24 protein-coding genes, 2 rRNA genes and 1 riboswitch (1 of these 27 only partly in view) are annotated in these 22,872 nt (G+C 46.2%); of the genes, 24 read left to right on the top strand and 2 right to left on the bottom strand.

Annotation, left to right across the window (positions count from 1 at the left end):
* The 3 genes from ACH59B_RS00055 to ACH59B_RS00065 all read left to right on the top strand — a co-directional run.
* Positions 1-1,764 (top strand): 23S ribosomal RNA (locus tag ACH59B_RS00055) (it extends 1,162 nt beyond the left edge of the window).
* Positions 1,765-1,912: 148 nt separating this feature from the next.
* Positions 1,913-2,029, top strand: a 5S ribosomal RNA gene (gene rrf / locus ACH59B_RS00060).
* A gap of 235 nt (positions 2,030-2,264) precedes the next feature.
* Positions 2,265-2,684 carry a hypothetical protein gene (locus ACH59B_RS00065; protein ID WP_013368653.1) on the top strand — a complete coding sequence of 140 codons (420 nt, stop codon included), beginning with the start codon at positions 2,265-2,267 and terminating at the stop codon, positions 2,682-2,684.
* A 372-nt stretch (positions 2,685-3,056) separates the two neighbouring features.
* Here ACH59B_RS00065 and ACH59B_RS00070 read toward each other — a convergent pair whose 3' ends face one another.
* Positions 3,057-3,584 carry a hypothetical protein gene (locus tag ACH59B_RS00070; protein WP_016818935.1) on the bottom strand — a complete coding sequence of 176 codons (528 nt, stop codon included), beginning with the start codon at positions 3,582-3,584 and terminating at the stop codon, positions 3,057-3,059.
* A gap of 400 nt (positions 3,585-3,984) precedes the next feature.
* Between ACH59B_RS00070 and ACH59B_RS00075 the strand changes: the two genes are divergently transcribed.
* The 10 genes from ACH59B_RS00075 to rsmI all read left to right on the top strand — a co-directional run bounded on the left by ACH59B_RS00075 (position 3,985) and on the right by rsmI (position 12,004).
* Complete coding sequence (locus ACH59B_RS00075; RefSeq protein ID WP_016818933.1) at positions 3,985-4,170, top strand: sigma factor G inhibitor Gin; 186 nt, start codon at positions 3,985-3,987, stop codon at positions 4,168-4,170.
* 144 nt (positions 4,171-4,314) lie between these two features.
* On the top strand, positions 4,315-5,898 hold the full coding sequence (locus ACH59B_RS00080) for an aminotransferase class I/II-fold pyridoxal phosphate-dependent enzyme (protein ID WP_404303039.1): 1,584 nt from the start codon (positions 4,315-4,317) through the stop codon (positions 5,896-5,898).
* Between the two features lie 103 nt (positions 5,899-6,001).
* Positions 6,002-6,649 carry a dTMP kinase gene (gene tmk, locus ACH59B_RS00085; RefSeq protein WP_019685730.1) on the top strand — a complete coding sequence of 216 codons (648 nt, stop codon included), beginning with the start codon at positions 6,002-6,004 and terminating at the stop codon, positions 6,647-6,649.
* 74 nt (positions 6,650-6,723) lie between these two features.
* Positions 6,724-7,053 carry a cyclic-di-AMP receptor gene (locus ACH59B_RS00090; RefSeq protein ID WP_007427998.1) on the top strand — a complete coding sequence of 110 codons (330 nt, stop codon included), beginning with the start codon at positions 6,724-6,726 and terminating at the stop codon, positions 7,051-7,053.
* 197 nt (positions 7,054-7,250) lie between these two features.
* Entirely contained in the window at positions 7,251-7,694 is a 444-nt protein-coding gene (locus tag ACH59B_RS00095; RefSeq protein WP_013368659.1) for a YaaR family protein, read from the top strand.
* Positions 7,695-7,942: 248 nt separating this feature from the next.
* On the top strand, positions 7,943-8,938 hold the full coding sequence (holB, locus tag ACH59B_RS00100; protein ID WP_016818930.1) for a DNA polymerase III subunit delta': 996 nt from the start codon (positions 7,943-7,945) through the stop codon (positions 8,936-8,938).
* Between the two features lie 138 nt (positions 8,939-9,076).
* Positions 9,077-9,877 carry a stage 0 sporulation family protein gene (locus tag ACH59B_RS00105; protein WP_013368662.1) on the top strand — a complete coding sequence of 267 codons (801 nt, stop codon included), beginning with the start codon at positions 9,077-9,079 and terminating at the stop codon, positions 9,875-9,877.
* A 27-nt stretch (positions 9,878-9,904) separates the two neighbouring features.
* The gene (gene yabA, locus ACH59B_RS00110) at positions 9,905-10,279 is read left to right on the top strand and encodes a DNA replication initiation control protein YabA (protein WP_016818929.1); all 375 of its coding nucleotides are present in this window, start codon (positions 9,905-9,907) and stop codon (positions 10,277-10,279) included.
* A gap of 88 nt (positions 10,280-10,367) precedes the next feature.
* Complete coding sequence (locus tag ACH59B_RS00115) at positions 10,368-11,126, top strand: tRNA1(Val) (adenine(37)-N6)-methyltransferase (protein ID WP_019685731.1); 759 nt, start codon at positions 10,368-10,370, stop codon at positions 11,124-11,126.
* On the top strand, positions 11,123-12,004 hold the full coding sequence (gene rsmI, locus ACH59B_RS00120) for a 16S rRNA (cytidine(1402)-2'-O)-methyltransferase (protein WP_016818927.1): 882 nt from the start codon (positions 11,123-11,125) through the stop codon (positions 12,002-12,004). The genes ACH59B_RS00115 and rsmI overlap by 4 nt, the downstream gene beginning before the upstream one ends.
* A gap of 124 nt (positions 12,005-12,128) precedes the next feature.
* On the opposite strand, the gene ACH59B_RS00125 is transcribed toward rsmI, so the two are convergent.
* Entirely contained in the window at positions 12,129-12,383 is a 255-nt protein-coding gene (locus tag ACH59B_RS00125) for an AbrB/MazE/SpoVT family DNA-binding domain-containing protein (RefSeq protein WP_007428005.1), read from the bottom strand.
* Positions 12,384-12,714: 331 nt separating this feature from the next.
* Between ACH59B_RS00125 and ACH59B_RS00130 the strand changes: the two genes are divergently transcribed.
* From ACH59B_RS00130 to spoVG, 11 genes are all read left to right on the top strand, one after another.
* On the top strand, positions 12,715-13,998 hold the full coding sequence (locus ACH59B_RS00130; RefSeq protein ID WP_017427068.1) for an HD domain-containing protein: 1,284 nt from the start codon (positions 12,715-12,717) through the stop codon (positions 13,996-13,998).
* Between the two features lie 42 nt (positions 13,999-14,040).
* On the top strand, positions 14,041-14,811 hold the full coding sequence (locus tag ACH59B_RS00135) for a TatD family hydrolase (protein WP_404303045.1): 771 nt from the start codon (positions 14,041-14,043) through the stop codon (positions 14,809-14,811).
* 200 nt (positions 14,812-15,011) lie between these two features.
* Positions 15,012-15,291: riboswitch (cyclic di-AMP (ydaO/yuaA leader) on the top strand.
* A 271-nt stretch (positions 15,292-15,562) separates the two neighbouring features.
* Positions 15,563-16,711, top strand: a complete 1,149-nt coding sequence (locus ACH59B_RS00140) for a 3D domain-containing protein (RefSeq protein ID WP_016818924.1) — start codon at positions 15,563-15,565, stop codon at positions 16,709-16,711.
* Positions 16,712-16,857: 146 nt separating this feature from the next.
* Positions 16,858-17,403, top strand: a complete 546-nt coding sequence (gene rnmV / locus ACH59B_RS00145) for a ribonuclease M5 (protein ID WP_016818923.1) — start codon at positions 16,858-16,860, stop codon at positions 17,401-17,403.
* A gap of 7 nt (positions 17,404-17,410) precedes the next feature.
* The gene (gene rsmA, locus ACH59B_RS00150; RefSeq protein WP_126666885.1) at positions 17,411-18,295 is read left to right on the top strand and encodes a 16S rRNA (adenine(1518)-N(6)/adenine(1519)-N(6))-dimethyltransferase RsmA; all 885 of its coding nucleotides are present in this window, start codon (positions 17,411-17,413) and stop codon (positions 18,293-18,295) included.
* A 55-nt stretch (positions 18,296-18,350) separates the two neighbouring features.
* Positions 18,351-19,247 carry a sporulation peptidase YabG gene (gene yabG, locus ACH59B_RS00155; RefSeq protein ID WP_025363644.1) on the top strand — a complete coding sequence of 299 codons (897 nt, stop codon included), beginning with the start codon at positions 18,351-18,353 and terminating at the stop codon, positions 19,245-19,247.
* A gap of 200 nt (positions 19,248-19,447) precedes the next feature.
* Positions 19,448-19,729 (top strand): biofilm formation stimulator Veg, encoded by a 282-nt coding sequence (veg, locus tag ACH59B_RS00160; RefSeq protein WP_013308120.1) that lies wholly within the window; start codon positions 19,448-19,450, stop codon positions 19,727-19,729.
* A 165-nt stretch (positions 19,730-19,894) separates the two neighbouring features.
* On the top strand, positions 19,895-20,074 hold the full coding sequence (locus ACH59B_RS00165; protein WP_007428013.1) for a small, acid-soluble spore protein, alpha/beta type: 180 nt from the start codon (positions 19,895-19,897) through the stop codon (positions 20,072-20,074).
* 144 nt (positions 20,075-20,218) lie between these two features.
* On the top strand, positions 20,219-21,073 hold the full coding sequence (gene ispE / locus ACH59B_RS00170; protein ID WP_025676573.1) for a 4-(cytidine 5'-diphospho)-2-C-methyl-D-erythritol kinase: 855 nt from the start codon (positions 20,219-20,221) through the stop codon (positions 21,071-21,073).
* A gap of 181 nt (positions 21,074-21,254) precedes the next feature.
* A complete protein-coding gene (gene purR, locus ACH59B_RS00175; RefSeq protein WP_013368673.1) occupies positions 21,255-22,094 on the top strand; it encodes a pur operon repressor in 840 nt (279 codons plus the stop codon).
* A 163-nt stretch (positions 22,095-22,257) separates the two neighbouring features.
* Entirely contained in the window at positions 22,258-22,545 is a 288-nt protein-coding gene (spoVG, locus tag ACH59B_RS00180; protein WP_007428016.1) for a septation regulator SpoVG, read from the top strand.
* Positions 22,546-22,872 lie beyond the last annotated feature (327 nt).

The following is a 22,872-nucleotide window of genomic DNA, read 5'->3' on the forward strand; positions in this document are numbered from 1 at the left end:
ACTCTGCGCCGAAAATGTAACGGGGCTAAACACACCACCGAAGCTATGGCTTGATGCTTTGCATCAGGGGTAGGGGAGCGTTGAATGCGGGTTGAAGGTGTACCGGAAGGAGCGCTGGACTGCATTCAAGTGAGAATGCCGGTATGAGTAACGAAAAGATCTGTGAGAATCAGATCCGCCGAAAGCCTAAGGGTTCCTGAGGAAGGTTCGTCCGCTCAGGGTAAGTCGGGACCTAAGGCGAGGCCGATAGGCGTAGTCGAAGGACAACAGGTAGAAATTCCTGTACCACCGTAATCCGCTATGAGCGATGGGGTGACGCAGTAGGGTAGTGACGCGGACTGATGGATGTCCGTCTAAGCAGTGAGGCTGATGTGTAGGCAAATCCGCACATCGTAAGGCTGGGCTGTGATGGGGAGCGAAAATTATAGTAGCGAAGGTCATGATCTCAGACTGCCAAGAAAAGCCTCTAGCCAGGAGAAGGTGCCCGTACCGCAAACCGACACAGGTAGGCGAGAAGAGAATTCTAAGGCGCGCGGAAGAACTCTCGTTAAGGAACTCGGCAAAATGACCCCGTAACTTCGGGAGAAGGGGTGCCTCGGTAGGGTGAATAGCCCGAGGGGGCCGCAGTGAAAAGGCCCAAGCGACTGTTTAGCAAAAACACAGGTCTGTGCGAAGCCGCAAGGCGAAGTATACGGGCTGACGCCTGCCCGGTGCTGGAAGGTTAAGGGGAGTGGTAAGCCTTCGGGCGAAGCTATGAACCGAAGCCCCAGTAAACGGCGGCCGTAACTATAACGGTCCTAAGGTAGCGAAATTCCTTGTCAGGTAAATTCTGACCCGCACGAATGGCGTAACGACTTGGGCGCTGTCTCAACGAGAGATCCGGTGAAATTTTAATACCTGTGAAGATGCAGGTTACCCGCGACAAGACGGAAAGACCCCATGGAGCTTTACTGCAGCTTGATATTGAATTTGGGTACGATCTGTACAGGATAGGTGGGAGCCGTTGAACCTTGAGCGCCAGCTTGAGGGGAGGCATCCTTGGGATACCACCCTGATCGTATCTAGGTTCTAACTTGGTACCGTGATCCGGTACGAGGACAGTGTCAGGTGGGCAGTTTGACTGGGGCGGTCGCCTCCTAAAGAGTAACGGAGGCGCCCCAAGGTTCCCTCAGAATGGTTGGAAATCATTCGAAGAGTGCAAAGGCAGAAGGGAGCTTGACTGCGAGACCTACAAGTCGAGCAGGGACGAAAGTCGGGCTTAGTGATCCGGTGGTACCGCATGGAAGGGCCATCGCTCAACGGATAAAAGCTACCCTGGGGATAACAGGCTTATCTCCCCCAAGAGTCCACATCGACGGGGAGGTTTGGCACCTCGATGTCGGCTCATCGCATCCTGGGGCTGAAGTAGGTCCCAAGGGTTGGGCTGTTCGCCCATTAAAGCGGTACGCGAGCTGGGTTCAGAACGTCGTGAGACAGTTCGGTCCCTATCTGTCGTGGGCGTAGGAAATTTGAGAGGAGCTGTCCTTAGTACGAGAGGACCGGGATGGACGTACCGCTGGTGTACCAGTTGTTCCGCCAGGAGCACCGCTGGGTAGCTATGTACGGAAGGGATAAGCGCTGAAAGCATCTAAGCGTGAAGCCCCCCTCAAGATGAGATTTCCCAGTATGTAAGACCCCTTGAAGACGACGAGGTAGATAGGTTGGGGGTGGAAGTGCAGTAATGCATGGAGCTGACCAATACTAATCGGTCGAGGGCTTATCCTAAGATAAGGCGCAATGAGTTTCGGATCCAGTTTTCAGGGTGTAACCTTGAAAGTATGTAGAAGTACATACGACAAGCGTATGGCGATTCATTCACACAATCTGTGATAACCGAATAAGCTTACGGAAGAATTTGCGAGGCAAATTCATGTTTGGTGGCGATAGCGGAGGGGTTCCACACGTACCCATCCCGAACACGACCGTTAAGCCCTCCAGCGCCGATGGTACTTGGACCGCAGGGTCCTGGGAGAGTAGGACGTTGCCAAGCAACAAGTAAAGAGGACCATGATCTTATTGAGATTATGGTCCTCTTTTTTGCATATAGATGTAATTTAGAAATATCCTTACAAAAGGAAGGTAACATTTTTGTTACGGAATGTAAGAGCAAACCCTGTATAATATAGGTATTGAATCCCATACACATACGCTGCTATATTGCAGAATTATGCAAACTCCATTATAGGATTTTGTATAGTCAATCAGGCTGGTAAGGAGGGAAGATCATGCGGCGAAATAAATGGCTTGCTCTATTGGTGCTATTCAGTGTCGCTGTCGCGATTCTTACCGGGTGCGTGGAAGAGGAGCCTTCTTGGACATCGTTTGAGGGTGCTGCTAACGAGAAGACGTTTCCAGTTCCCAAAGAAGCTAGTAAAACCGATCGGGCCAGCAGCAATTCGGACATGGACTATGTACGCTATGCACTGCCAGCGTTGAAGGAAAGCGATAGCCTACCTGCTCCTTATCTGGAGGAGATTGCAGCCTGGGGCTGGACTGAGGAACCGAATTTATCTACCTCGAATCAAAAGGTGTTCCAGAAAAATAAACACATGGTGCATTTGTCTGTGCATGATGGTTCTTTTACCGTATTGGTTCCAAAAGACAGAAAAGCTACTGTGAAGAGTAAAAGTGTAGACCTTAATTAAGAGTGCGATTTTCACTCAAGCGTGCAACACAAGATGTATTGTAAGGTCATAATTAACTCATAGCGTATTGGTTGCTGTGCGTATAATGATGAATGATGAGATGGGGAAGCACTTGAAACTGCCGTTGTGTAGAAAGTGGCTTCCTTTTGTATATTTGTGTATAGATCGGTTTACTACTTTTATGACATAGATAATGTGGGTAAATCCTATGTGGGTAAAGTTATTTAATGAGAGAACTAAGGGAATATAATTGCTAAATTATAAAAAAGGAGCAACCCGACCCGGGTTGCTCCTTTTTTATTGTTTTAAGGCTGAAGCGTTGGGGATGTATTAATTGAAGTTTCGATCTGTACAGATGGGAAGTGAATTGATTTACTGTTGATAGTAGGAGGCTTCTTCATCGGTGAACTTCAACATGCCGTCTTTTCTTTCGCCTATAAGCCGACTCAAGACGTATAAACGCGGTGCAATGAGCCATAGGTGCCAGAAGAGTAAGGATACGGTAAAGGCTGGCGGAGACCAGAGAATGAATACGGCTGAAAAGCAGATACCAATCCAGAGTGTATGTATGTGCACACGACGAAAAATCCTATAGCCTATGTATTGGTCTGTCATATAGCCTAGCCAAGGCAACCTGCGATGGAACGCCCAGCGTTTGCGGAAGGCTGTCCCACCACCTATGTATAGGACAGATCGCGAGATTACGAAGTGTACCCATAAGGTTAGGAAAAGGGCAAGAGCAAACAAAAATACACTAGTCCAGGAGAAGGCTAGAAGCAGAAAGAGAAGCATAATAACAGGCAGTGTGAGGTGACTCCATATCAGCTGACGTGGTATATTGATTTTTTTGATGAGCTTGTAGTGATAGTAGGTAGCTTTGGTTCCGGTTTCCTCTGTCATGCGAACAGTCCTTTCATTAATCTACTGCATCACAAGTGGCTTCCCGTCCACAGCCGGAAAAAGGGACGGTACTTCGCTCATGCGGCTTTAATAAGCATCAATCATTTTTTTGTAATAGTATAGAGCAAGGACATCTAGCGTTAGCTAACCTATTCTATAATTACAGGAAAAGCTCTCACTGATGAAGTGTGCAAAGGCTCCAATGAAAGGGCATCCATACATAGAAGCTTTTCCTATTATATCGGCATATGCGGCTGTTTTTTTAAACATACGGGGTACAAACACCATAATAGCCCAAGGGGAATATATATAGAGTATATCGTCGAATTGGGCTATGAAAAGGTTTAAAATACTAGAAAGTGACCCATACTAATAGTAAAAGAAACAAGGTGGGATGGATATGCATGATCAAGGTGACCACCGCTGCATCATATGCGGACAACACAAACATGAAGGCATTTTTATCGTTTCCGAGTTTATCTGTGATGCGTGTGAAGCCGAAATGGTGCACACGGATGCAACTGACGCCAAATATCATTTTTTTATTGATCAACTAAAGCAAATTTGGGTTCAGAAAAATGCATAATATCCTTCGCTAGCTAGCGTTTGAAGGATGGGCATTCCAAGGTCTGTCGATACGGGCCTTTTTTTCTATGAGTAAAAGTAGGATTCCGCTTGATTTTACGATAAAATAGGGTAGATATAAAGCTTTGTTTGGAAGGATTGCAGAATGATGGGGAAAAAGGCGGTTCATGCACCATTAGTGGAAGCTCTAATACGTTACAGGTCTCAGGGAAACGCTTCATTTCATGTACCCGGTCATAAAAACGGGCAAGTCTATAGGTATGAAGAAATGGCATCTCTGTTGCAAGAGGTGATGTCTATTGATGCGACTGAAATTACCGGACTGGATGATTTGCATCACCCAGAAGACGTGATTCGTGAAGGTCAGGAGCTGGCTGCGAAGTGCTTTGGCGCAGAAGAGAGCTTTTGGCTTATTGGAGGCAGCACGGTCGGTAATTTGGCCATGATTTTGACCGTATGTACGAAGCCGGGAGATGTACTACTGGTACAGAGAAATGTACACAAATCTGTTCTGAACGGTCTCATGTTATCGGGAGCCAAGGCCGTATTTCTAGATCCGGAAATAGATACACTAAGCGGGCTGGCGGTTGCTCCATCGACAGACACGATAAAGGCTGCTCTCAAGGCCTATCCATTGGCTAAAGGAGTATTACTTACGCTCCCTAACTATTATGGGATGGGGCATGATCTGATTGCTACAGCTAAAGCTTGTCATGCAGCCGATGTGCCGTTGATGGTAGATGAGGCACATGGTGCTCATTATGGACTGCATCCTCGTTTGCCAGTCTCTGCTCTTTCCTGTGGTGCTGATATAGTTGTCCAATCGACACATAAGATGCTTCCAGCTATGACCATGGGAGCCATGTTACATGTGCAAGGACAGAGAATTCATCGGGAACTGCTCCGTCAGCGGTTGGCTATGGTGCAAAGCTCCAGCCCTTCGTATCCATTAATGGCCTCGCTCGATTTGGCAAGATGGTATATCGATGCTTATGGCACGGATGCCTTTACAGAGGGCATAGCAGCAGCAGACGCTTTTAGAAAGGGGCTGGCGCAGCTCCCACGCTTTCGCTTGGTAGAACCTACACAGCAGGCAAGTGAACAGTGTGGCGCTCAGAAGGGGATCTCTGAGGCTCTGGAAAGGGCCGAGAAGAGAAGTGATGGGTACTCAACTCAGGATCCTTTTAAAATGGTGCTATATGATACATGGGGTGTATTAGATGGCTTTGGATTAAAACGTGAGCTGGAGACTTACAGTTGTATCCCAGAGATGAGCGACGAGAAACATGTGGTTTTATTGTTTACGTTAGGCTCTACAGCTAGGGATGCGAGTCACCTGTTGCAGGCTCTTGTGCATATAAATAATGATATAAGGTTTAAGTGGACGACTGATAAGCCGGAGTTAGCGGGGATAGAGCAGCAGAGACTAGAATTGGATTTTTCCACGTGGAACAATGAGGGAATGAAGGCTTACTCCAGTCCGGTGCAGTTTGGGCTTCAACCGATTAATCCAGATCAGATGGAGATCGTGCCTGTGGAGGAATCAGCTGGCAGGATAGCTGCTGAAATGATTATCCCGTATCCTCCAGGTATCCCGCTGCTATATGCAGGGGAAATGATCACAGAAGTGATTGCTCTACGGATGATTCGTCTACGTGAGCTAGGAGCTAAATGGCAAGGGATAGCAGATGAAAGTATGCTTACGATTCGGGTATTCCGTTTACAATAAAGATTAGATACTAGAGAATTAACAAATACAGAAGACTGGATAAAAGAAGCATACGCAGCCTGTGGATGACTTTTATTTTTCAGGCAGGAAAGCAGGGAATAACATGAATCGCAAAGGCATTTTTATTACGCTGGAGGGGGGAGACGGCTCCGGTAAAACAACCATGATCCAACGACTGGCGAAGTATATAGAGGAAGAAGGCTATCCAGTCGTCACGACGAGGGAACCGGGCGGCATTGAAATTTCTGAAAAGATTCGTTCTATCATTCTGGACCCTGCTCATACCAGTATGGATGCCCGAACAGAGGCGCTTTTATATGCGGCGGCGCGGCGCCAGCATTTGGTGGAGAAGGTAAAGCCGGCTATTGAGCAAGGAGCTATCGTATTGTGTGACCGTTTTGTGGACAGTAGCCTGGTCTATCAAGGGTTTGCAAGAGGCATTGGCATTGAAGAGGTAGCTTCGATTAATCGCTTTGCGGTGGATGATTGGGAGCCGGATGCCACGTTCTATCTGGATATTGAGCCCGAGTTGGGATTGGCAAGAATCAATGCGTCACGAGGAGAGGAAATGGATCGCCTAGATATGGAGAGCATATCGTTTCACCATAAGGTGCGAGAGGCTTATCTGGAGCTAGCTCGCGAATTTCCGGAACGAATTACGATTGTGGATGCCTCTCCCGCACCTGAACAGGTAGAGCAAGTATTGAAGGATTTGCTGAAAAAGCGGTTTATTCAGAATTTTAGCGTATAATTGTCGAAGGATATACGGTAAAATTGAGCTAGGGACAAGGCTGTCTCTAATATGACTTGAAGGAGGAATACAGGATGAAGCTGATTATTGCGATTGTACAGGATAAGGACAGTAATAGATTATCCAGCGGACTGGTGAAAGCTAATTTCCGTGCTACCAAATTGGCCAGCACAGGGGGATTTCTGCGTGCAGGTAATACGACATTTATGATTGGTGTCGATGACAATCAGGTAGACTCGTTGATGAATGTCATTCGCAGCAGTTGCAAGGTACGTGAACAGCTGGTCACACCCGTCACCCCTATGAGTGGGACGACGGACTCTTATCTGCCGTTGCCTGTTGAAGTGCAGGTGGGTGGAGCGACAGTTTTCGTGATGCCTGTAGACCGTTTCGAGCATTTCTGAATCTACACAATAGAACCTATTTTGCCGATATGATAGTGGAAATGCCTGTTTCTCGCTCATACGATGAGAATGAGAAGCAGATCCACTAAAACGGCAGCGCTACAGCGCAGCCCCCGGAAAACCGAAGAGACTCCCGAGTTCTCTATTGAACTGTTCGTTGAGGCAAAGGAAAGCATCCGGGGAGAAAGCAGGTTTATATGAAAATAAATCCGGGCTACCGCCCTTTACACAGTACATTGTCTACAAATGAAACGAGTGCCAAGCCAATTCAGCCGAAAAGCTTCTCCGATGTTATGCAGCAAAATGGGGAGCAGGCTTCGAAGGAGGAATTGAACCGGCGCTTTAAGGAAATTCAAATGCAGGGAGATCGTCTTGCTCGCTCAATGACGATTCGTGAGTTGAAGGCTTATAAGATGCTGGTTAAACGGTTTTTGGAAGATACGGTTCGGCGGGGCGTGTCTATGAAGGACACAAAAGGATGGGATCGTCGGGGACGCAGCAAGCGTTATAAGCTGATTGATGAAGTGGATGAGCTATTGCTCAAAATGGCAGATGAGCTGCTCGATACCGAGCAAGGGAAGATTGAGCTTTTGCAAGGAGTCGGTGAGATTAGAGGCTTGCTGATTAATCTCTCATTTTAATGCAGTCTTATGTTATAAATGAATACAGACGGGCTGTTGCCACGAAGAAATAATCTGCTTGCTGATCATGCTGGCAGATTATTTTTGACTATGTACATGTGGGCAAACGTAATATGCGAATAGCGGCACAGCTATACTGAAGAACCATGATTTGAGGGTGAGAGCATAACAACATCAACAAACTCGCCCGGGAAAACAATGATTTGCTGATGATTCATCGTTGTTTTCAGTGGAGAAAGTGAGGAAATATGTCTTTCCAACATATATTGGGGCAGGATGTAGCCAAAAAAATGCTGCAAAGTGCATTGCGGAATCACACAGTCAGCCATGCTTATGTTTTTAGCGGACCGCAGGGAAGCGGACAGATGAACATGGCACAGACCTTTGCCAAGGCTTTATTCTGTGAAAAACAGACGGATGATGCATGTGGCGAGTGCTTGTCATGCCGCAAGGTAGAGCACGGGAATCACCCGGACTTGCACATTGTGGAGCCTGATGGAGCAACGGTTAAAATCGATCAGATTCGCGGGCTTCAACGAATATTTTCATACAAATCTGAAAGCTCCAACCCGAAGGTATATATCATTCGACAGGCGGATACCATGACAGTGCAAGCTGCTAACAGCTTGCTTAAGTTTTTGGAGGAGCCTCAGATTCCCGTGGTCGGTATACTCATTTCAGAGAATGGACAGGCGTTGTTGCCTACGATTCAATCGCGGACACAGCAGGTGCCTTTCCACGCTTTACAGCCGGAAATGATGATGCAGGTGTTAATTGGGGAAGGCTATACGGCAGGACTTGTCCGGTCAGTGGTTCATATGGCTTCAGGACTGGAATCATGTAGAGAAATTCTCCAGCAGAATTGGTTTGCAGAAATTAGAAACGTAGTGTTACAATTAGTGAAGGAGTCCATGAGCCGGGGGAGTTCGTCGATTATTCTGGCTCAACAGAAGATTTTTAAAACTGGACTTTCTGAACACCTGGATATTCTGTTTCATCTGTTTCATTTGTGGTTTAAAGATATGCTTCATTTCCGTTACGGAAGGCACGAAAGCATTGTTTTCATAGATCATTTGGAGTCCGTCTCCAAATTGGCAATCACCCGCAGCACGGAACAATGGGTCTCTTATATGGATTTGGCCGCGAATTGCAGGAAGAAGCTCCGTTTTCACGTCAACGGACAATTATGCGTGGAGCAGCTTCTGATTGGGTTGTCCGATACAAGCGGTTCTATCACCGGCTAACAGGAAGGCGCGCTTGTTCCACTCTGCACAATCCGCGACGCCAGGTTCCCGGTTTGTGCGACAGTGAGACTTCAATTGCGGCCATTCTTACAATGTCGGCTACAAATGAGGTTTAGTGGCATACAAGGGGGTTAATTTTTGTATAGTGTAGTGGGTGTCCGTTTCAAGAAGGCGGGCAAGACTTATTATTTTGATCCGCTGGACCTTCCAGTGGAGAAAGAAAACTGCGTCATAGTAGAGACCGCTCGCGGTATTGAATATGGCAAGGTTGTGGTGGGCAAAAAAGAAGTAAATGATTCGGATGTTGTCCTACCCTTAAAAAAAGTCATTCGTATTGCCGGAGATGATGACGCTCTTGTTGTAGAAGAGAATAAATTGGCGGCCAAGGATGCATTCGGTACGTGTTTAAATAAAATTAAAGACCATAACCTTAAAATGAAGCTGGTAGATGTGGAATTTACATTTGACCGCAATAAGATCATTTTTTATTTTACGGCTGAGGGTCGGGTTGATTTTCGAGAGCTTGTAAAGGATTTGGCCAGCATTTTTCGTACACGAATTGAGCTGCGGCAGATCGGAGTACGGGATGAGGCTAAAATGCTTGGTGGAATCGGACCTTGCGGACGTATTCTGTGTTGTTCCTCATGGCTGGGGGATTTTGACCCGGTATCTATTAAGATGGCGAAGGATCAGAGCTTATCGCTGAATCCGACGAAAATTTCCGGGTTGTGCGGAAGATTGATGTGCTGTCTCAAATTTGAACATGATAACTACGAGAGCATGCGGGAAGAGCTGCCTCAGGTAGGTAAGATGGTTATCACCTCTCTGGGAGAAGGAAAAGTGGTAGGTGTCAATGCAGGCCATCGTACGGTACATGTTCAACTGTTTGAGATCAGTAAGGTCAAGGAACTTCCAATGGACGATGTAGTCGTCAAGTAAACCATTAGGTTGCTTCGGGGTGGAAACTTGGATAAATTAAATGTTTTTGCGCGTATTCACGAAATGGAAACCCAAATGGGACAGTTGCATAGCGATCTGGGTGAATTGAAACTGGCAGTAAAAGAGCTGCTGGAGGAAAATCAACGACTAACGATTGAAAACGAACAGGTGCGCAAGATGCTCAAACGTGAAACCTCTGGAGAAGAAAAGACGGCAAGCAAGCCGAAGCTTCCTCCTCCGATCGTCGTTAAGAATGAAGAGGAGACGGGTGAGGTCGTGGGCGAAGGCTACGACAATCTGGCAAGGCTGTATCATGAAGGATTTCATATATGCAACGTGTATTACGGACATTTGCGAACAGAAGGCGATTGCCTCTTCTGTCTGTCATTTTTGAATAAATAAAAACAAGCCGTAGGAGCAAGATGCCTACGGCTTTTTTGTAAGGAAGTATGAGTAAAAAGCGATTTAGGTTATAGGATAGGAGAGCATTATGTACGAAAATGAAAAGAAGTCTGAACGAATTGATGATCTGCTTTCACATAATCTGCGTATTATTCAGAGTGATGAAGTGTTCAGCTTTTCGATGGATGCGGTCTTGCTGGCACGGTTTGCTGGTATTCCGCTTCAGCGTGGGAAGATTCTCGATTTGTGTACGGGCAATGGGGTTGTTCCCATACTGTTGACGACACGCACCAAAGCATCTATTGAAGGAGTTGAGATTCAACCACGCCTGGCAGATATGGCTAGACGGTCTGTCAGTTTGAATGGATTAGAATCTGCAATTGAGATTCGGGAAGGAGACTTGCGTGAGCTGGTTCAAATCACGGGACATGGCGTGTATGATGCGATTACCGTGAATCCCCCCTATATGCCGCTAAATGGTAGCGATATCAAGCTGAATCCTCACCAGGCCATTGCTCGTCATGAAGTGAACTGTACACTGGAAGAAGTCATCCAGGCATGTTCTCGGCTTGTCCGAAATGGGGGGAAAGTATCGATGGTTCATCGCCCACAGCGCCTGGGTGAGATTATATCCTTGATGCGCAGTTATAGCCTGGAACCCAAGCGGATACGTTTTGTTCACCCACGGATTCATATGGAAGCAAATATGGTACTTGTTGAAGCAATGCGTGACGGCAAACCGGAAGTTCGTCTATTACCTCCACTCATTGTATATCAGGAAGATGGGAACTATACTCAGGAAATAAGGGAAATCTATGGAGAAGTAAGCAAGGGGGATTCAGTGTGACAGCAGCTGTACAAAAAAGCTTTAGTAACCGTGAAGAGGAACGGGGAAAGTTATATCTCGTTGCTACCCCGATTGGCAATCTGGACGATATGACCTTTAGGGCAATTAACACCCTAAAGTCATGCAATATTATCGCTGCTGAGGATACGAGGCAAACACGCAAATTGCTCACACATTTCGACATCACGCCGGAAATGCTCTTCAGTTATCATGAACATAATAAAGCTGCCAGTGGGCCTGAGCTGATACGTTATATAATAGAAGGGAAAAATTTGGCACTGGTTAGCGATGCAGGTCTACCGGCCATTTCTGATCCTGGTTCGGATCTGGTCAAGCTGGCACTTGAAGCAGAAATCAGTGTTATTCCTATCCCAGGGGCAAATGCTGCACTATCCGCTTTAATTGCCTCAGGACTGGATACAGAGAGATTTACCTTCGCTGGATTTCCACCAAGGGAGAAAAAGGATCTAGAGAAGTTGTTACAATCATTTCAGGTATCCCATGGCACGATTCTTTTTTATGAATCGCCCCACCGTATTGTAAAGACATTGACAGTAATAAAGGAAACATTAGGATCACGCAACGTAGTACTTGCCCGTGAACTGACCAAGCTGCATGAGGAATGGGTGCGTGGAACAGTGGAGCAATGTCTTGCAAAACTAGAGGAGAACCCACCGATTGGTGAATATTGTCTGGTCGTTGAGGGGAAAAACGAAGAGGAAGAGGAACAGGAGCGTCAGGCATGGTGGCAGGACTTATCTTTGGAGTCTCACGTCGCGCATTACGAGTCAGAGGGGCTTACGCGCAAGGATGCCATGAAGCGTACAGCTACAGACCGTTCAATTTCCAAGAGGGATGTATACAACGCACTCTTATGAGTACGTGTGTAAACAAAAAAGGGCCTTCCAACGGTTGGGTTCAAACCGTGGAAGGCAACAAGGAGTATATATGAAAAAGGTTAGAATTAACAATCTCTGATAAGTCTATTATATACTAAAATTCTCAGTTTGTCACAGGTGTTGGGATTTCGGAAATGCAATCTTGGCAAACAATTTTCCCTTTGAAGTAAATTACGTTCTCAGCATTGCCGCAGAAGATACAAGCAGGCTCGTATTTTTTAAGCATGATGCGCTCACCATCAACGTAAATTTCCAAAGCGTCTTTCTCTCCGATTCCCAGGGTACGGCGCAATTCGATTGGAATAACAACACGTCCGAGCTCGTCAACTTTTCTTACAATACCAGTGGATTTCATCATAATAAATCAGGCTCCTCTCGCCGTTTAAAATAATATAAGTGTCATCATTCGACAAAATTTTCTCTTTTCTGATATTTACTATACCAACGATTCCCAAAACAGTCAACCTTAAAAAAGTAGTAACAGCCTAATTATGCAAAAGTATTTAGAACAAAGAGCTTTATTCATGTGAATTACCTTATTTTACGGATGATTTGTCTTGTGTGTCGATTTGGAAATGTCGAAAAGTGATAATTCGACATATTACGACAAAAAATGTCGAATAAGGCAGGTCGTTTAGGATTTTATTGTATTTTAATCCATTATTCCGAATATTAAAGGAGCTGATATCTTGCACCAGCCACTCAGTGAAGAAAAAGTTTTTAAGGACCCGGTACATAATTACATCCATGTTCAGGATACTGCGATATGGCGATTGATCAATACGCCGGAGTTCCAACGTTTACGACGCATTCGGCAGTTAGGCACATCTTATCTGACGTTTCATGGAGCGGAGCATAGCCGGTTTTCACATTCACTGGGCGTATACGAGATTACGAGACGCATCATTTCCCAATTTGAACGTGGAGACTTTCCCGACTGGCCAAAGGAAGAAAGACTGGTTGCTCTGTGTGCTGCTTTGTTGCACGATGTGGGGCACGGTCCATTTTCTCATTCCATTGAAGAAGCCTTTCATATGAACCATGAGGATTGGACATGCCGCATTGTACTGGGCGACACGAAGATTAACGCTGTGCTACGGCAAGTGGATGAGATGCTGCCCCACAAAGTCGCGGCGGTTATAGCCAAAACGTATGATAAGCCGATTGTTGTCAACCTGGTAACAAGTCCGCTCGATGCTGACCGTATGGATTATTTGTTGCGGGATGCTCATTCGACAGGTGTTAACTACGGAACGATTGATTTGGATCGTATTTTACGTTTGTTGCGTCCTCATAATGGGAGAATTGTCGTAAAAGAGTCGGGTATGCATGCTGTAGAGGATTATCTAATGTCACGCTATCAGATGTACTGGCAAATTTATTTCCATCCTGTAACACGCAGCTCGGAAATCCTGTTACGTAAAATTTTTAAGAGAGCAAAGGAATTGTTCAAAAACGGATATGAGTTTGGTTTTCTGCTTGATCCGCTGCCCGATCTGTTAAAAGGGGAACTAACAGTGGAGCAGTATTTGATGCTGGATGAGTCTTTGATTCAGACGGTATTTAGCCAATGGAAACGAGAAAAGGATGAAATTTTAAGTGATTTGAGTAGCCGTTTTATGGATCGTAGATTGTATAAATATGTAGAGATTGAAAATATGGATACAGATACCGTTGACCATATTCGAGAGGCTTTGAAAGAGGCTGGATTGCATCCTGAATATGATCTTGAAATTGATTTTCCAACAGATCTTCCTTATGATGTGTTTCGGCAGGGCGGTTCAACGGACAACCAGATTTTACTGCTTGGACGTCAGGGCGAGGTGCGGGAAATATCCGAAGTTTCAGAAATTGTACGCTCAATAAGTGGCATTCACCGAGGAAAATATCACATGTATTTTCCCCAGAATAAATTGAACGGGGTAAAAGACAGGCTTCCTGCCGAAATAAGGAATTATTTTGTCAAACAATAGACAAATATATAGAAATGTAAGTAAGAAAAGGAGATGAAAACCTTGGATTTATTCGACACTCATACTCACCTAGATGCGCCACAATTTGACGAAGACCGTGAAGAAGTTATAGCACGTGCTGTCGAATCAGGAGTAACACGGATGATCAATATCGGATTTAATCGTGAGACCATTCCATCCACCATGAAGCTGGCTGAGACGTATGATTTTATTTATGCAGCCGTTGGATGGCATCCGCAGGATGCCATTACAATGCAGGAGGGTGATTTAGAATGGATTGCATCGTTATGCAGTCATAAAAAGGTTGTAGCGATCGGAGAGATCGGTCTGGATTATTATTGGGATACATCACCAAAGGATGTGCAGCAGCGGGTACTTCGAAATCAAATTGGCCTGGCACGTGAGCTCAACATGCCAATTGTTATCCATAACCGAGATGCACATGAAGATATTGTGAGGATTTTACGTGAGGAAAAGGCGAGCGAGATTGGCGGAGTCATGCACTCCTTTTCTGGGAGCTGGGAGACCGCTAAAATGGTGCTTGATATGGGCTTTCACCTTTCCTTTGGCGGGCCCATAACGTTCAAAAATGCCAAGCAGCCAAAAGAGGTACTGGCCCTGGTTCCGCTGGATCGTCTGCTGATTGAAACGGACGCGCCATACTTGACGCCTCATCCGTTTCGCGGGAAGCGAAATGAGTCGGCCCATGTGAGATTGGTGGCAGAGGTAGCTGCCCAAATTAAGGGAATTACAGTGGAGGAATTGGTATCCATTACGACCCAAAATGCTTTGGAACGATTTGACATTCAGTGAAAAAGCGAAGAAATCAATCAAAATAAAGAGATAGACGGAGCTAATTATGATTTTGTTGCAGGAAACTCAAGAATATTACAATTTTTTAACCGAATATTTTAAAAAATGTACTTGAAACCTGCTTTACAACATGCATGGAAACAGGATATCATCTTTTCAGTGAATTGTTGTTGAGTGTAAACATCAACAAATCATTTCATGAACCAGTCTCGCTGAGTCCCTTTTGCAGGGAACGGGGGAACCGATATGGCTTACAGTACGTCCGGCGTATGTGCAAGAGAGAATGTCTCTTCAGCAGCCGGCTCAACCGAAATTCATTTCCCGAATGGGATGAACAGGTAGAGAAGCCGTATTTCGATTTCTTTCTGGGTCTTCGGGGTGAATGTGAAGGCGACCGCCATGAGCGGTTGACCTAAGCTAGGGCGACTCTCTACGTCCGAACCCGACAGCTAACCCCGTAAGCGTAACAAGAGAGAAGCCATCTCGTGCATGAGTTTTCCCGCATATTCACACATGTCGGAAGCCACGAAAGAGCTCTCTAGTCTCTTTCTTTGGCTTTTTTTGTTGTGAATAAAAGAAAATCTGTCATCATACTGTGGTTAAACAGGGGAGGACAGCATGCCGCGAAGACGGGTACATGGTGCAGGACAGTCGCAGTACGGGCTTGTCTTGTAGAAAATCTGTTATAGTCACGTCAACGATCAACTATGTCTTACTCCAGACGGCGGGCTATGTAAGGAGGACGGAGGAAATGGGCATTTTCCGAAAAGAGGAGACCCATGAGTCACGCTCATCCAGCATGTCTTACGTATTACGTTGGAAGCAAGAGAATGTGCGCCAGGCTGCTTTGGTTGCTATTTTTCTAATCGCACTAACGATTATGATTTCAATTCTGATGTACACGCAATCTAAAAAACAAGTCTTTTTTGTCATCGATGGTAAGGCATCTGCGGTAGAAACCCGGGAATCCAAGCTCCAAGATTTGCTCAATGAGCATTCTATTTCACTTCAGCCGCATGATACAATTTCCATGCCGCTAAATGGAGCAGTACAGGATGGGGATCGCGTAGTCATTAAACGTGCCAATCAGGTTAAAGTATCCTCAGGCAATAAGACGAAAAAGCTGTACACAACAGAAAATACAGTAGAGGGTGCCATTCGCACTTCGGGCTATAAATTATCATCAACGGATAAAGTTTACCCTGCGTTGGATGCCTCTGTTTCAGCTAACATGGACATAAAAATCGTCCGTGTGAAGAAACAGCAGGTCGAACAGAAAAAACAAGTGCCTTATCAGGTCATCAAAACGGCAGATCCAAGTCTCTATAAAGGCGATAATCGAGTCATTCAAAGTGGCAAATCGGGTGTGGTAGTCCAGCATGTTCAAAAGGTATACCATGATGGAAAATTGGTATCCAAACAGCTGGTCAACAAGGAAGTCGCACAGAATCGTGTGGATAAGGTAATTGCGGTAGGAACGAAGAAGAAACCGGTCGTTCTAGCTGCTTCCATCGGCCCTAAAGATGCGGTTAAGGCTACAAAGGTTAGTTCGGGCAGTGCTGTCCGTAAAGCAGGTATTAATTTTAATTATAGAAAAGTTTTACAAAATGTCTCCATGACGGCGTATTCCGCACAGGAGCCAGGTATCGGTACACGTACCGCCTCCGGCACGCGTGTCACGGAAGGACGCACCATCGCTGTCGATCCGAGTGTAATTCCAATCGGGTGGTGGGTGTATATTGAAGGGGTGGGCTTCCGCCGTGCGGAGGATACCGGTGGCGCGATTAAAGGCCACAAAATCGATGTGTATTATGAGAGTTTGAGCCGGGCCAACCAATTTGGTCGTAAGCACGGTAAAACCGTATATGTTATCGGACCTGTAAAGCCGGAAATCAACTAAAACAGGTTGTGTATGTTGAGGACAATGCGATAGTATTAACAACATAGTTATGCCATGCTAAGAAGAGGATACCCTCTTCTTATTTTGTTTTCAAAAGCAGGGAAAGATAAATATATGTTGCTGTGTAACAGTGGAGGGAAACGAAGATGATCAAGGAAGTGATCGTGGTGGAAGGCCGGGATGATACGGTAGCCATTCGCCGTGCTGTCGAAGCAGATACGATAGAAACTGGCGGTTCAGCCATTAATAAAATGACGCTGCGAAAAATTGCATTGGCGCAGGAACGGCGGGGGGTCATTATTTTAACTGATCCCGATCATGCAGGGGAGCGTATCCGTAAAATCATCGCCTCCAAGGTACCCGGCTGCAAGCAGGCTTTTATACCTGAGGCAGAGGCGACGCGCAAAGGGGATATTGGCGTAGAGAATGCCTCCCCGGAAGCCATCAGACACGCTCTCGCGCGGGTACATACGACAGTGGAAGGTGCCGAACCGCTGATTGAATGGGCGGACCTGATTGACGCTGGACTTATTACCCATCCCAATGCTGCTGCACGCCGTATGGCCTTGGGGAATGTACTGGGTATTGGCTATTGTAACGGAAAGCAGCTACATAAGCGGCTCTCTGTATTTCAGATCAGCCGTGAGGAATTTGCCAGTGCGCTGGCACAAATCGAAAGTGAAGGATTGTGATATCCGTATGACAGGGATTCAAGATATAGCAACACCGCGGCGTACGAAGGAAATTATTCAAAAGCACGGTTTTTCGTTCAAAAAGAGCTTGGGACAAAACTTTCTGATTGATCAAAATATTTTGAGCAAGATTGTAAATGCTGCCGGTTTGGATGATACAAAGGGTGCGCTTGAGATCGGTCCGGGGATTGGAGCTTTGACTGAAAGATTGGCGCAATCGGCTAAGGCAGTTACCGCTGTCGAGATTGATCAGCGGCTGCTGCCCATTCTTGAAGAAGTGCTGGCCCCTTACGATCACGTAAAGGTTCGTCATGGAGACGTATTGAAGCTGGATTTGCGTGAGGTGTTCGCAGTCGATTTTGCAGACGTGAGCAAAGTGAGTGTCGTCGCTAATCTGCCGTATTACGTCACTACACCGATTCTGATGCGTCTACTGGAGGACAAGCTTCCTTTGGAGAATATCGTCGTTATGATTCAAAAGGAGGTGGCTGAGCGCATGGCTGCGTCTCCTGGTACGAAGGATTACGGCAGCTTAAGCATAGCCGTGCAATATTACAGCGAGCCTGAGTTGGTCTGTACGGTGCCGAATACAGTATTTATTCCTCAGCCGAATGTTGATTCGGCAGTTATTCGGCTGCGTGTACGAGAAGTTCCTCCGGTGGAAGTGGTGGACGAGAAGCATTTCTTTGAAGTGGTTCATGCCGCCTTTGCCCAACGTCGTAAAACCATTTCAAATAACCTAAAAAGCCGCTTCTTCACTAAAGAGAACAGGGACACGCTGGAGCCGCTGTTGCAACAAGCTGGTATTGAGCCTTCCCGTCGAGGGGAAACGCTGAGTATCGAGGAATTTGCGCGTCTCAGCGCCGTGCTGTTAGAGGCTGGAATATCCTAAATTGGAACCAAACTGTGCATTCACCCATACGATATAGGAGGGGTGATACAGTGTGATGAGTTTAGGAGACTTGGTCGTTCGGAAATCGTACGGCGGTGATGTCACGTTTCGCGTTGAGGACATCCAGCGGGATAAAGCGATCATTAAGGGGACGGAATTTCGGCTACTGGCTGATTCCCCGGTGAACGATTTGGTCAGAGTGCCGGCAGACCAGGTTAGCGGTAAGACTCAACAGGCCCACATTAAGGCCGGGGAGTCTCTTAATCTTTTGCAACGGGCACGCCAGCAGCAAGCTGCCCGTAGCCAGGCGGCTCTGATTGGAGAGTGGAGTGATCCGGTGGAGTCAACGTATTTTGAAATGCCAGGAAAGGTTCTTCATCTGGATGGAGACCCTGGCTATTTAAGGAAATGTCTCAGTCTATATGAACAGCTCCGTGTTCCCGCAGAGGGACATCACGTTCACGAATCGGCGATGGCGGATACGTTATACCGACTGCTTCCCCGCATTCGTCCTGATATTGTAGTCATCACTGGACATGATGGTGTGCTAAAGCAACCGCAGCCTTATGATTTGTACAGCTTGAAAAGCTACAAGAATTCGCAAAATTTTGTGGCAGCGATTCAGGTAGCGAGACAATATGAGCGTCATCTGGATTCACTGACAATTGTAGCGGGTGCGTGCCAGTCCCATTTTGAGGCGCTGCTACGTGCGGGAGCCAACTTTGCCAGTTCCCCAGGGCGTATCTTGATTCACGCTCTGGACCCCGTTTACGTGGCTGCCAAGGCCGCATTTACTTCAATCCGTGATACGGTCAATATGGGAGACTTGTTTCACCAGACCATCAGTGGCAGCCGCGGAGTGGGCGGAATTGAAACAAGGGGAAGCTACCGCATCGGTTTGCCGAAGCTTGAAAATTTGTCAACGCTTAAAGTAACGCCTTCAGCGATCTGACATTCAAATGTGTATGATAGGATTTATCTGAACAAAAGCCTCTTTTTAGAGGCTTTTTGTCATTTTTTATGTATATTATTCCTGTTCGCAAAAAAATTAAATTGACAACTTATTTTTCGTGTTGTTATAATATTTAGCTTGATTTGACAATCCCTCTAAAATTCGTTATAATGGACAAGGAAAGAGGTGGTCGTTAGGCAATGGCTAAAAATACGCTGTTGGAAATCAAACGCAGTCTCGACGCACATGTAGGGCAAAAGATTTTGCTGCGGGCTAACGGCGGACGCCGTAAGACCGTCGAACGAACTGGTGTCTTGGAAGAAACGTACCCTTCTGTTTTTATCGTCAAGCTGGATCAGGAGCAACAGACGTTTAAACGTGTCTCCTACAGCTATGCTGACATTCTTACCGAGTCGGTGGAGGTCAGTGTATATGATCCCGACTCTCACACAAGTGTAGTCGAATATTTCGAAACACCTTAATTCTTTTTTACGTGATTTATACCAGCTTTGCAGGTTTAACGGCGACCTCGTCATTTTTAATGGCGGGGTCGTTTTGTATTTGCAGAGCAGGATGAAGCATGATATCTCTGCACATACTAAGGCGGGAATGATCTTCCTTATTCCATTGCCGAAGGAGGCGTATGCATGAGCCGAAGAAGACGGAGTGTTATGTCGGAAGAGCTAAAGTACGAACTAGCCAAAGATCTTGGGTTTTACGACACGGTCAAGGAAGAAGGCTGGGGAGGCATTAAAGCCAAGGATGCGGGCAATATGGTCAAGCGGGCCATTCAGCTTGCGGAGCAGGCGGCTTCTCGCAAATCGTAGCTCTCGGTGGTGCTGATGAAAAGCGGGGATATCCGGGGTCATACCGGGGCATCTCCGCTTTTTTGAACCTCATGACTTGACAGGCTGAGTCTGATATAATATGTTAAGCTGTCTTGAGGGAAAAGTTGAAGGTGGGTGAACGCCTTGAAAATATATGAAAAAGCACCGGCGAAAATTAATTTAATGCTTGATGTTCTACGTAAGCGGGATGATGGTTATCACGAGGTCGAAATGATCATGACTATGGTTGATCTATCCGACCGATTGACGATGTCCGAGTTACCGCGTGATACCATTATCATTTCTAGTCAAGCCGGGTACATACCATTGGATGAAAAGAACTTGGCTTTTCAGGCTGCGCGTCTGATCAAAGAACGTTATAACGTGTCTACAGGCGTCCATATCCATCTGGATAAGCATATCCCGGTGGCTGCAGGATTAGCAGGCGGAAGTAGCGATGCTGCTGCAGCATTGCGTGGACTGAACAAGCTGTGGAAACTCGGTATCTCGGATGCGGAATTAAGGGTACTGGGTGCTGAATTGGGTTCAGACGTACCTTTCTGTATTACAGGGGGCACAGCTTTAGCGAGCGGACGCGGAGAACTGCTCAAGCCACTGCCGAATCCGCCACAATGCTGGGTGATCCTCGCCAAGCCGCCGATTAATGTTTCGACGGCTGAAGTGTATGGTCGTGTCAAAGCGGATCAGATTACGCACCACCCGTCTGCCCGGCAGATGGAACAGGCGATTCGTAACGCTTCTTTTACCGATGTATGCAACGCCCTGGGTAATGTACTGGAGGATGTGACATTAAAGCTGTATCCAGAAGTGGAGCATCTTAAAAACTCCATGATCCGTTTAGGAGCAGATGGCGTGCTGATGTCAGGCAGTGGACCTACAGTGTTCGGGTTGGTATCTAAGGAAGCCAAAGTGCCACGGATCTATAACGGACTAAGAGGCTTTTGTAAAGATGTATACGCAGTACGACTTTTGACCTGATTTTAGATATTTTCTTCATATTATAGTGGTAATTGTTGTACAAATACGTACGAAGATGATATATTTACTATTAAATATTCGGATTTTACTATATCACTTACATTCCGCCAGCAACCGGCCAGTCCGCCGGTGCTTTATTGTACGAAGCGGGCGGCAGGAGAATAGATCGCGAGGAATTGTTGTGAAAAAACTTAAAAGAAGCTCACGATTGGTGGAAATGACACAATTTTTGTTGTCACGGCCGCATACATTGGTGCCTCTTACTCATTTTGCAGATCGATACGGAGCAGCTAAGTCGTCGATAAGCGAGGATCTAGCTATTATCAAAGAAGTATTTGAGGATGAGGGTACTGGCGAGCTTCTGACACTGGCGGGAGCAGCAGGGGGCGTCAAGTTGATCCCACGGCTCTCCAAGCAGCATGCGCTTGCGTTTGCGAACGACTTGTGCGCGCAGCTGGAGCAGCCTGATCGCATATTACCGGGAGGGTACCTATATTTATCCGATTTGCTGGGCCAACCAGCGATGATGAACGAAGCAGGTAAAATATTTGCGACCGCTTTTGCCGATCGTCAGATTGATGTGGTTATGACTGTAGAGACGAAGGGCATTCCGCTTGCATATGCAACCGGAGCACAGCTTAATTTGCCAGTCGTGCTTGTACGACGTGACCATCAGGTGACAGAAGGCTCAGCTGTAAGTATTAATTATGTTTCTGGATCACAAAAGAGCCTGCATACGATGTCTTTATCCAGACGTGCAATGCGTGAGAAATCGCGTGTGCTCATCGTAGATGACTTTATGAAGGCTGGCGGCACGATACAAGGAATGGTCGACTTGTTAGCAGAGTTTGATGCTGAGGTAGCTGGTGTCGGTGTGCTGGTAGAGTCGGGCGAGGTGGAGAATGAAGAGCGCCTGTTGCACGATTATATTTCACTGGCAAATCTGACTGCAGTCGATTCTCGAAGCAAGCAAATTACAGTCAAGCTGGGTAATTATTTTGATGAGTTAACAGGGCAGTAAATTGTCACAATTCATCATAAAATACCTAAATATGTCGAAAAGAAATCTTTTCAAAAAAATTACCTGAATTTAGGATACGAATTGTCCAAAAAAAGAAGGAATTCGAAATGCTGTGTGGAATGTATACACCAAGTCCTATTTGGAAAAAGGTGGTGAAACACACATGCAGATTACGGATGTTAGACTCCGCCGAGTGAACTCAGAAGGAAGAATGAAGGCGATTGCATCCATTACAATTGATAACGAGTTTGTTGTTCATGACATCCGAGTTATCGACGGTAACAACGGGATGTTCGTAGCTATGCCAAGCAAACGAACCCCTGACGGAGAGTTTCGCGATATCGCTCACCCGATATCTTCAGGAACTCGTGAAAAGATTCAAGCTGCTGTATTGACTGAGTACGAACGTGCAGCTGTTGATGAAGAAGTTGCTATTGAAGAAGGCGCTTAATTCGCCTAAAGCAGGATTGGGGTACAAAAGAAAAAGAGAGCCACTAACTGTGGCTCTCTTTTCTTTTTGTCTGGAATGAGATATATTCTTTAGTGAGTTAACAGTCAGTTTTAAGGCAACTTGGAGCCATCCGGGCTGCCGAAGCGGCTTTTTCATAAGACAGGGACTAGGCAGCGATGCGTCCTGGGGATGAACGTCCAGCACAAGCTGGCCTGAAAAAATAGCCATTAACCAAAGGTTCGCCGTTATTTTTCAGGAGGATTGTGAAAAGTTAAGCAAAATCTGATCTGGGAATTAACGTTTTAGCCGAGGGGTAACTGTTATTTT

Origin of the sequence: Paenibacillus sp. DP01 (assembly GCF_044784315.1) — a bacterium.
GTDB lineage: Bacteria > Bacillota > Bacilli > Paenibacillales > Paenibacillaceae > Paenibacillus > Paenibacillus polymyxa.

Coding starts and splice junctions, on each gene's coding strand:
- ACH59B_RS00065 (WP_013368653.1), top strand. CDS start 2,265: ATGCGGCGAAATAAATGGCTTGCTCTATTGGTGCTATTCAGTGTCGCT.
- ACH59B_RS00070 (WP_016818935.1), bottom strand. CDS start 3,584: ATGACAGAGGAAACCGGAACCAAAGCTACCTACTATCACTACAAGCTC.
- ACH59B_RS00075 (WP_016818933.1), top strand. CDS start 3,985: ATGCATGATCAAGGTGACCACCGCTGCATCATATGCGGACAACACAAA.
- ACH59B_RS00080 (WP_404303039.1), top strand. CDS start 4,315: ATGATGGGGAAAAAGGCGGTTCATGCACCATTAGTGGAAGCTCTAATA.
- tmk (WP_019685730.1), top strand. CDS start 6,002: ATGAATCGCAAAGGCATTTTTATTACGCTGGAGGGGGGAGACGGCTCC.
- ACH59B_RS00090 (WP_007427998.1), top strand. CDS start 6,724: ATGAAGCTGATTATTGCGATTGTACAGGATAAGGACAGTAATAGATTA.
- ACH59B_RS00095 (WP_013368659.1), top strand. CDS start 7,251: ATGAAAATAAATCCGGGCTACCGCCCTTTACACAGTACATTGTCTACA.
- holB (WP_016818930.1), top strand. CDS start 7,943: ATGTCTTTCCAACATATATTGGGGCAGGATGTAGCCAAAAAAATGCTG.
- ACH59B_RS00115 (WP_019685731.1), top strand. CDS start 10,368: ATGTACGAAAATGAAAAGAAGTCTGAACGAATTGATGATCTGCTTTCA.
- ACH59B_RS00125 (WP_007428005.1), bottom strand. CDS start 12,383: ATGATGAAATCCACTGGTATTGTAAGAAAAGTTGACGAGCTCGGACGT.
- ACH59B_RS00140 (WP_016818924.1), top strand. CDS start 15,563: ATGGGCATTTTCCGAAAAGAGGAGACCCATGAGTCACGCTCATCCAGC.
- rnmV (WP_016818923.1), top strand. CDS start 16,858: ATGATCAAGGAAGTGATCGTGGTGGAAGGCCGGGATGATACGGTAGCC.
- rsmA (WP_126666885.1), top strand. CDS start 17,411: ATGACAGGGATTCAAGATATAGCAACACCGCGGCGTACGAAGGAAATT.
- yabG (WP_025363644.1), top strand. CDS start 18,351: ATGAGTTTAGGAGACTTGGTCGTTCGGAAATCGTACGGCGGTGATGTC.
- veg (WP_013308120.1), top strand. CDS start 19,448: ATGGCTAAAAATACGCTGTTGGAAATCAAACGCAGTCTCGACGCACAT.
- ACH59B_RS00165 (WP_007428013.1), top strand. CDS start 19,895: ATGAGCCGAAGAAGACGGAGTGTTATGTCGGAAGAGCTAAAGTACGAA.
- spoVG (WP_007428016.1), top strand. CDS start 22,258: ATGCAGATTACGGATGTTAGACTCCGCCGAGTGAACTCAGAAGGAAGA.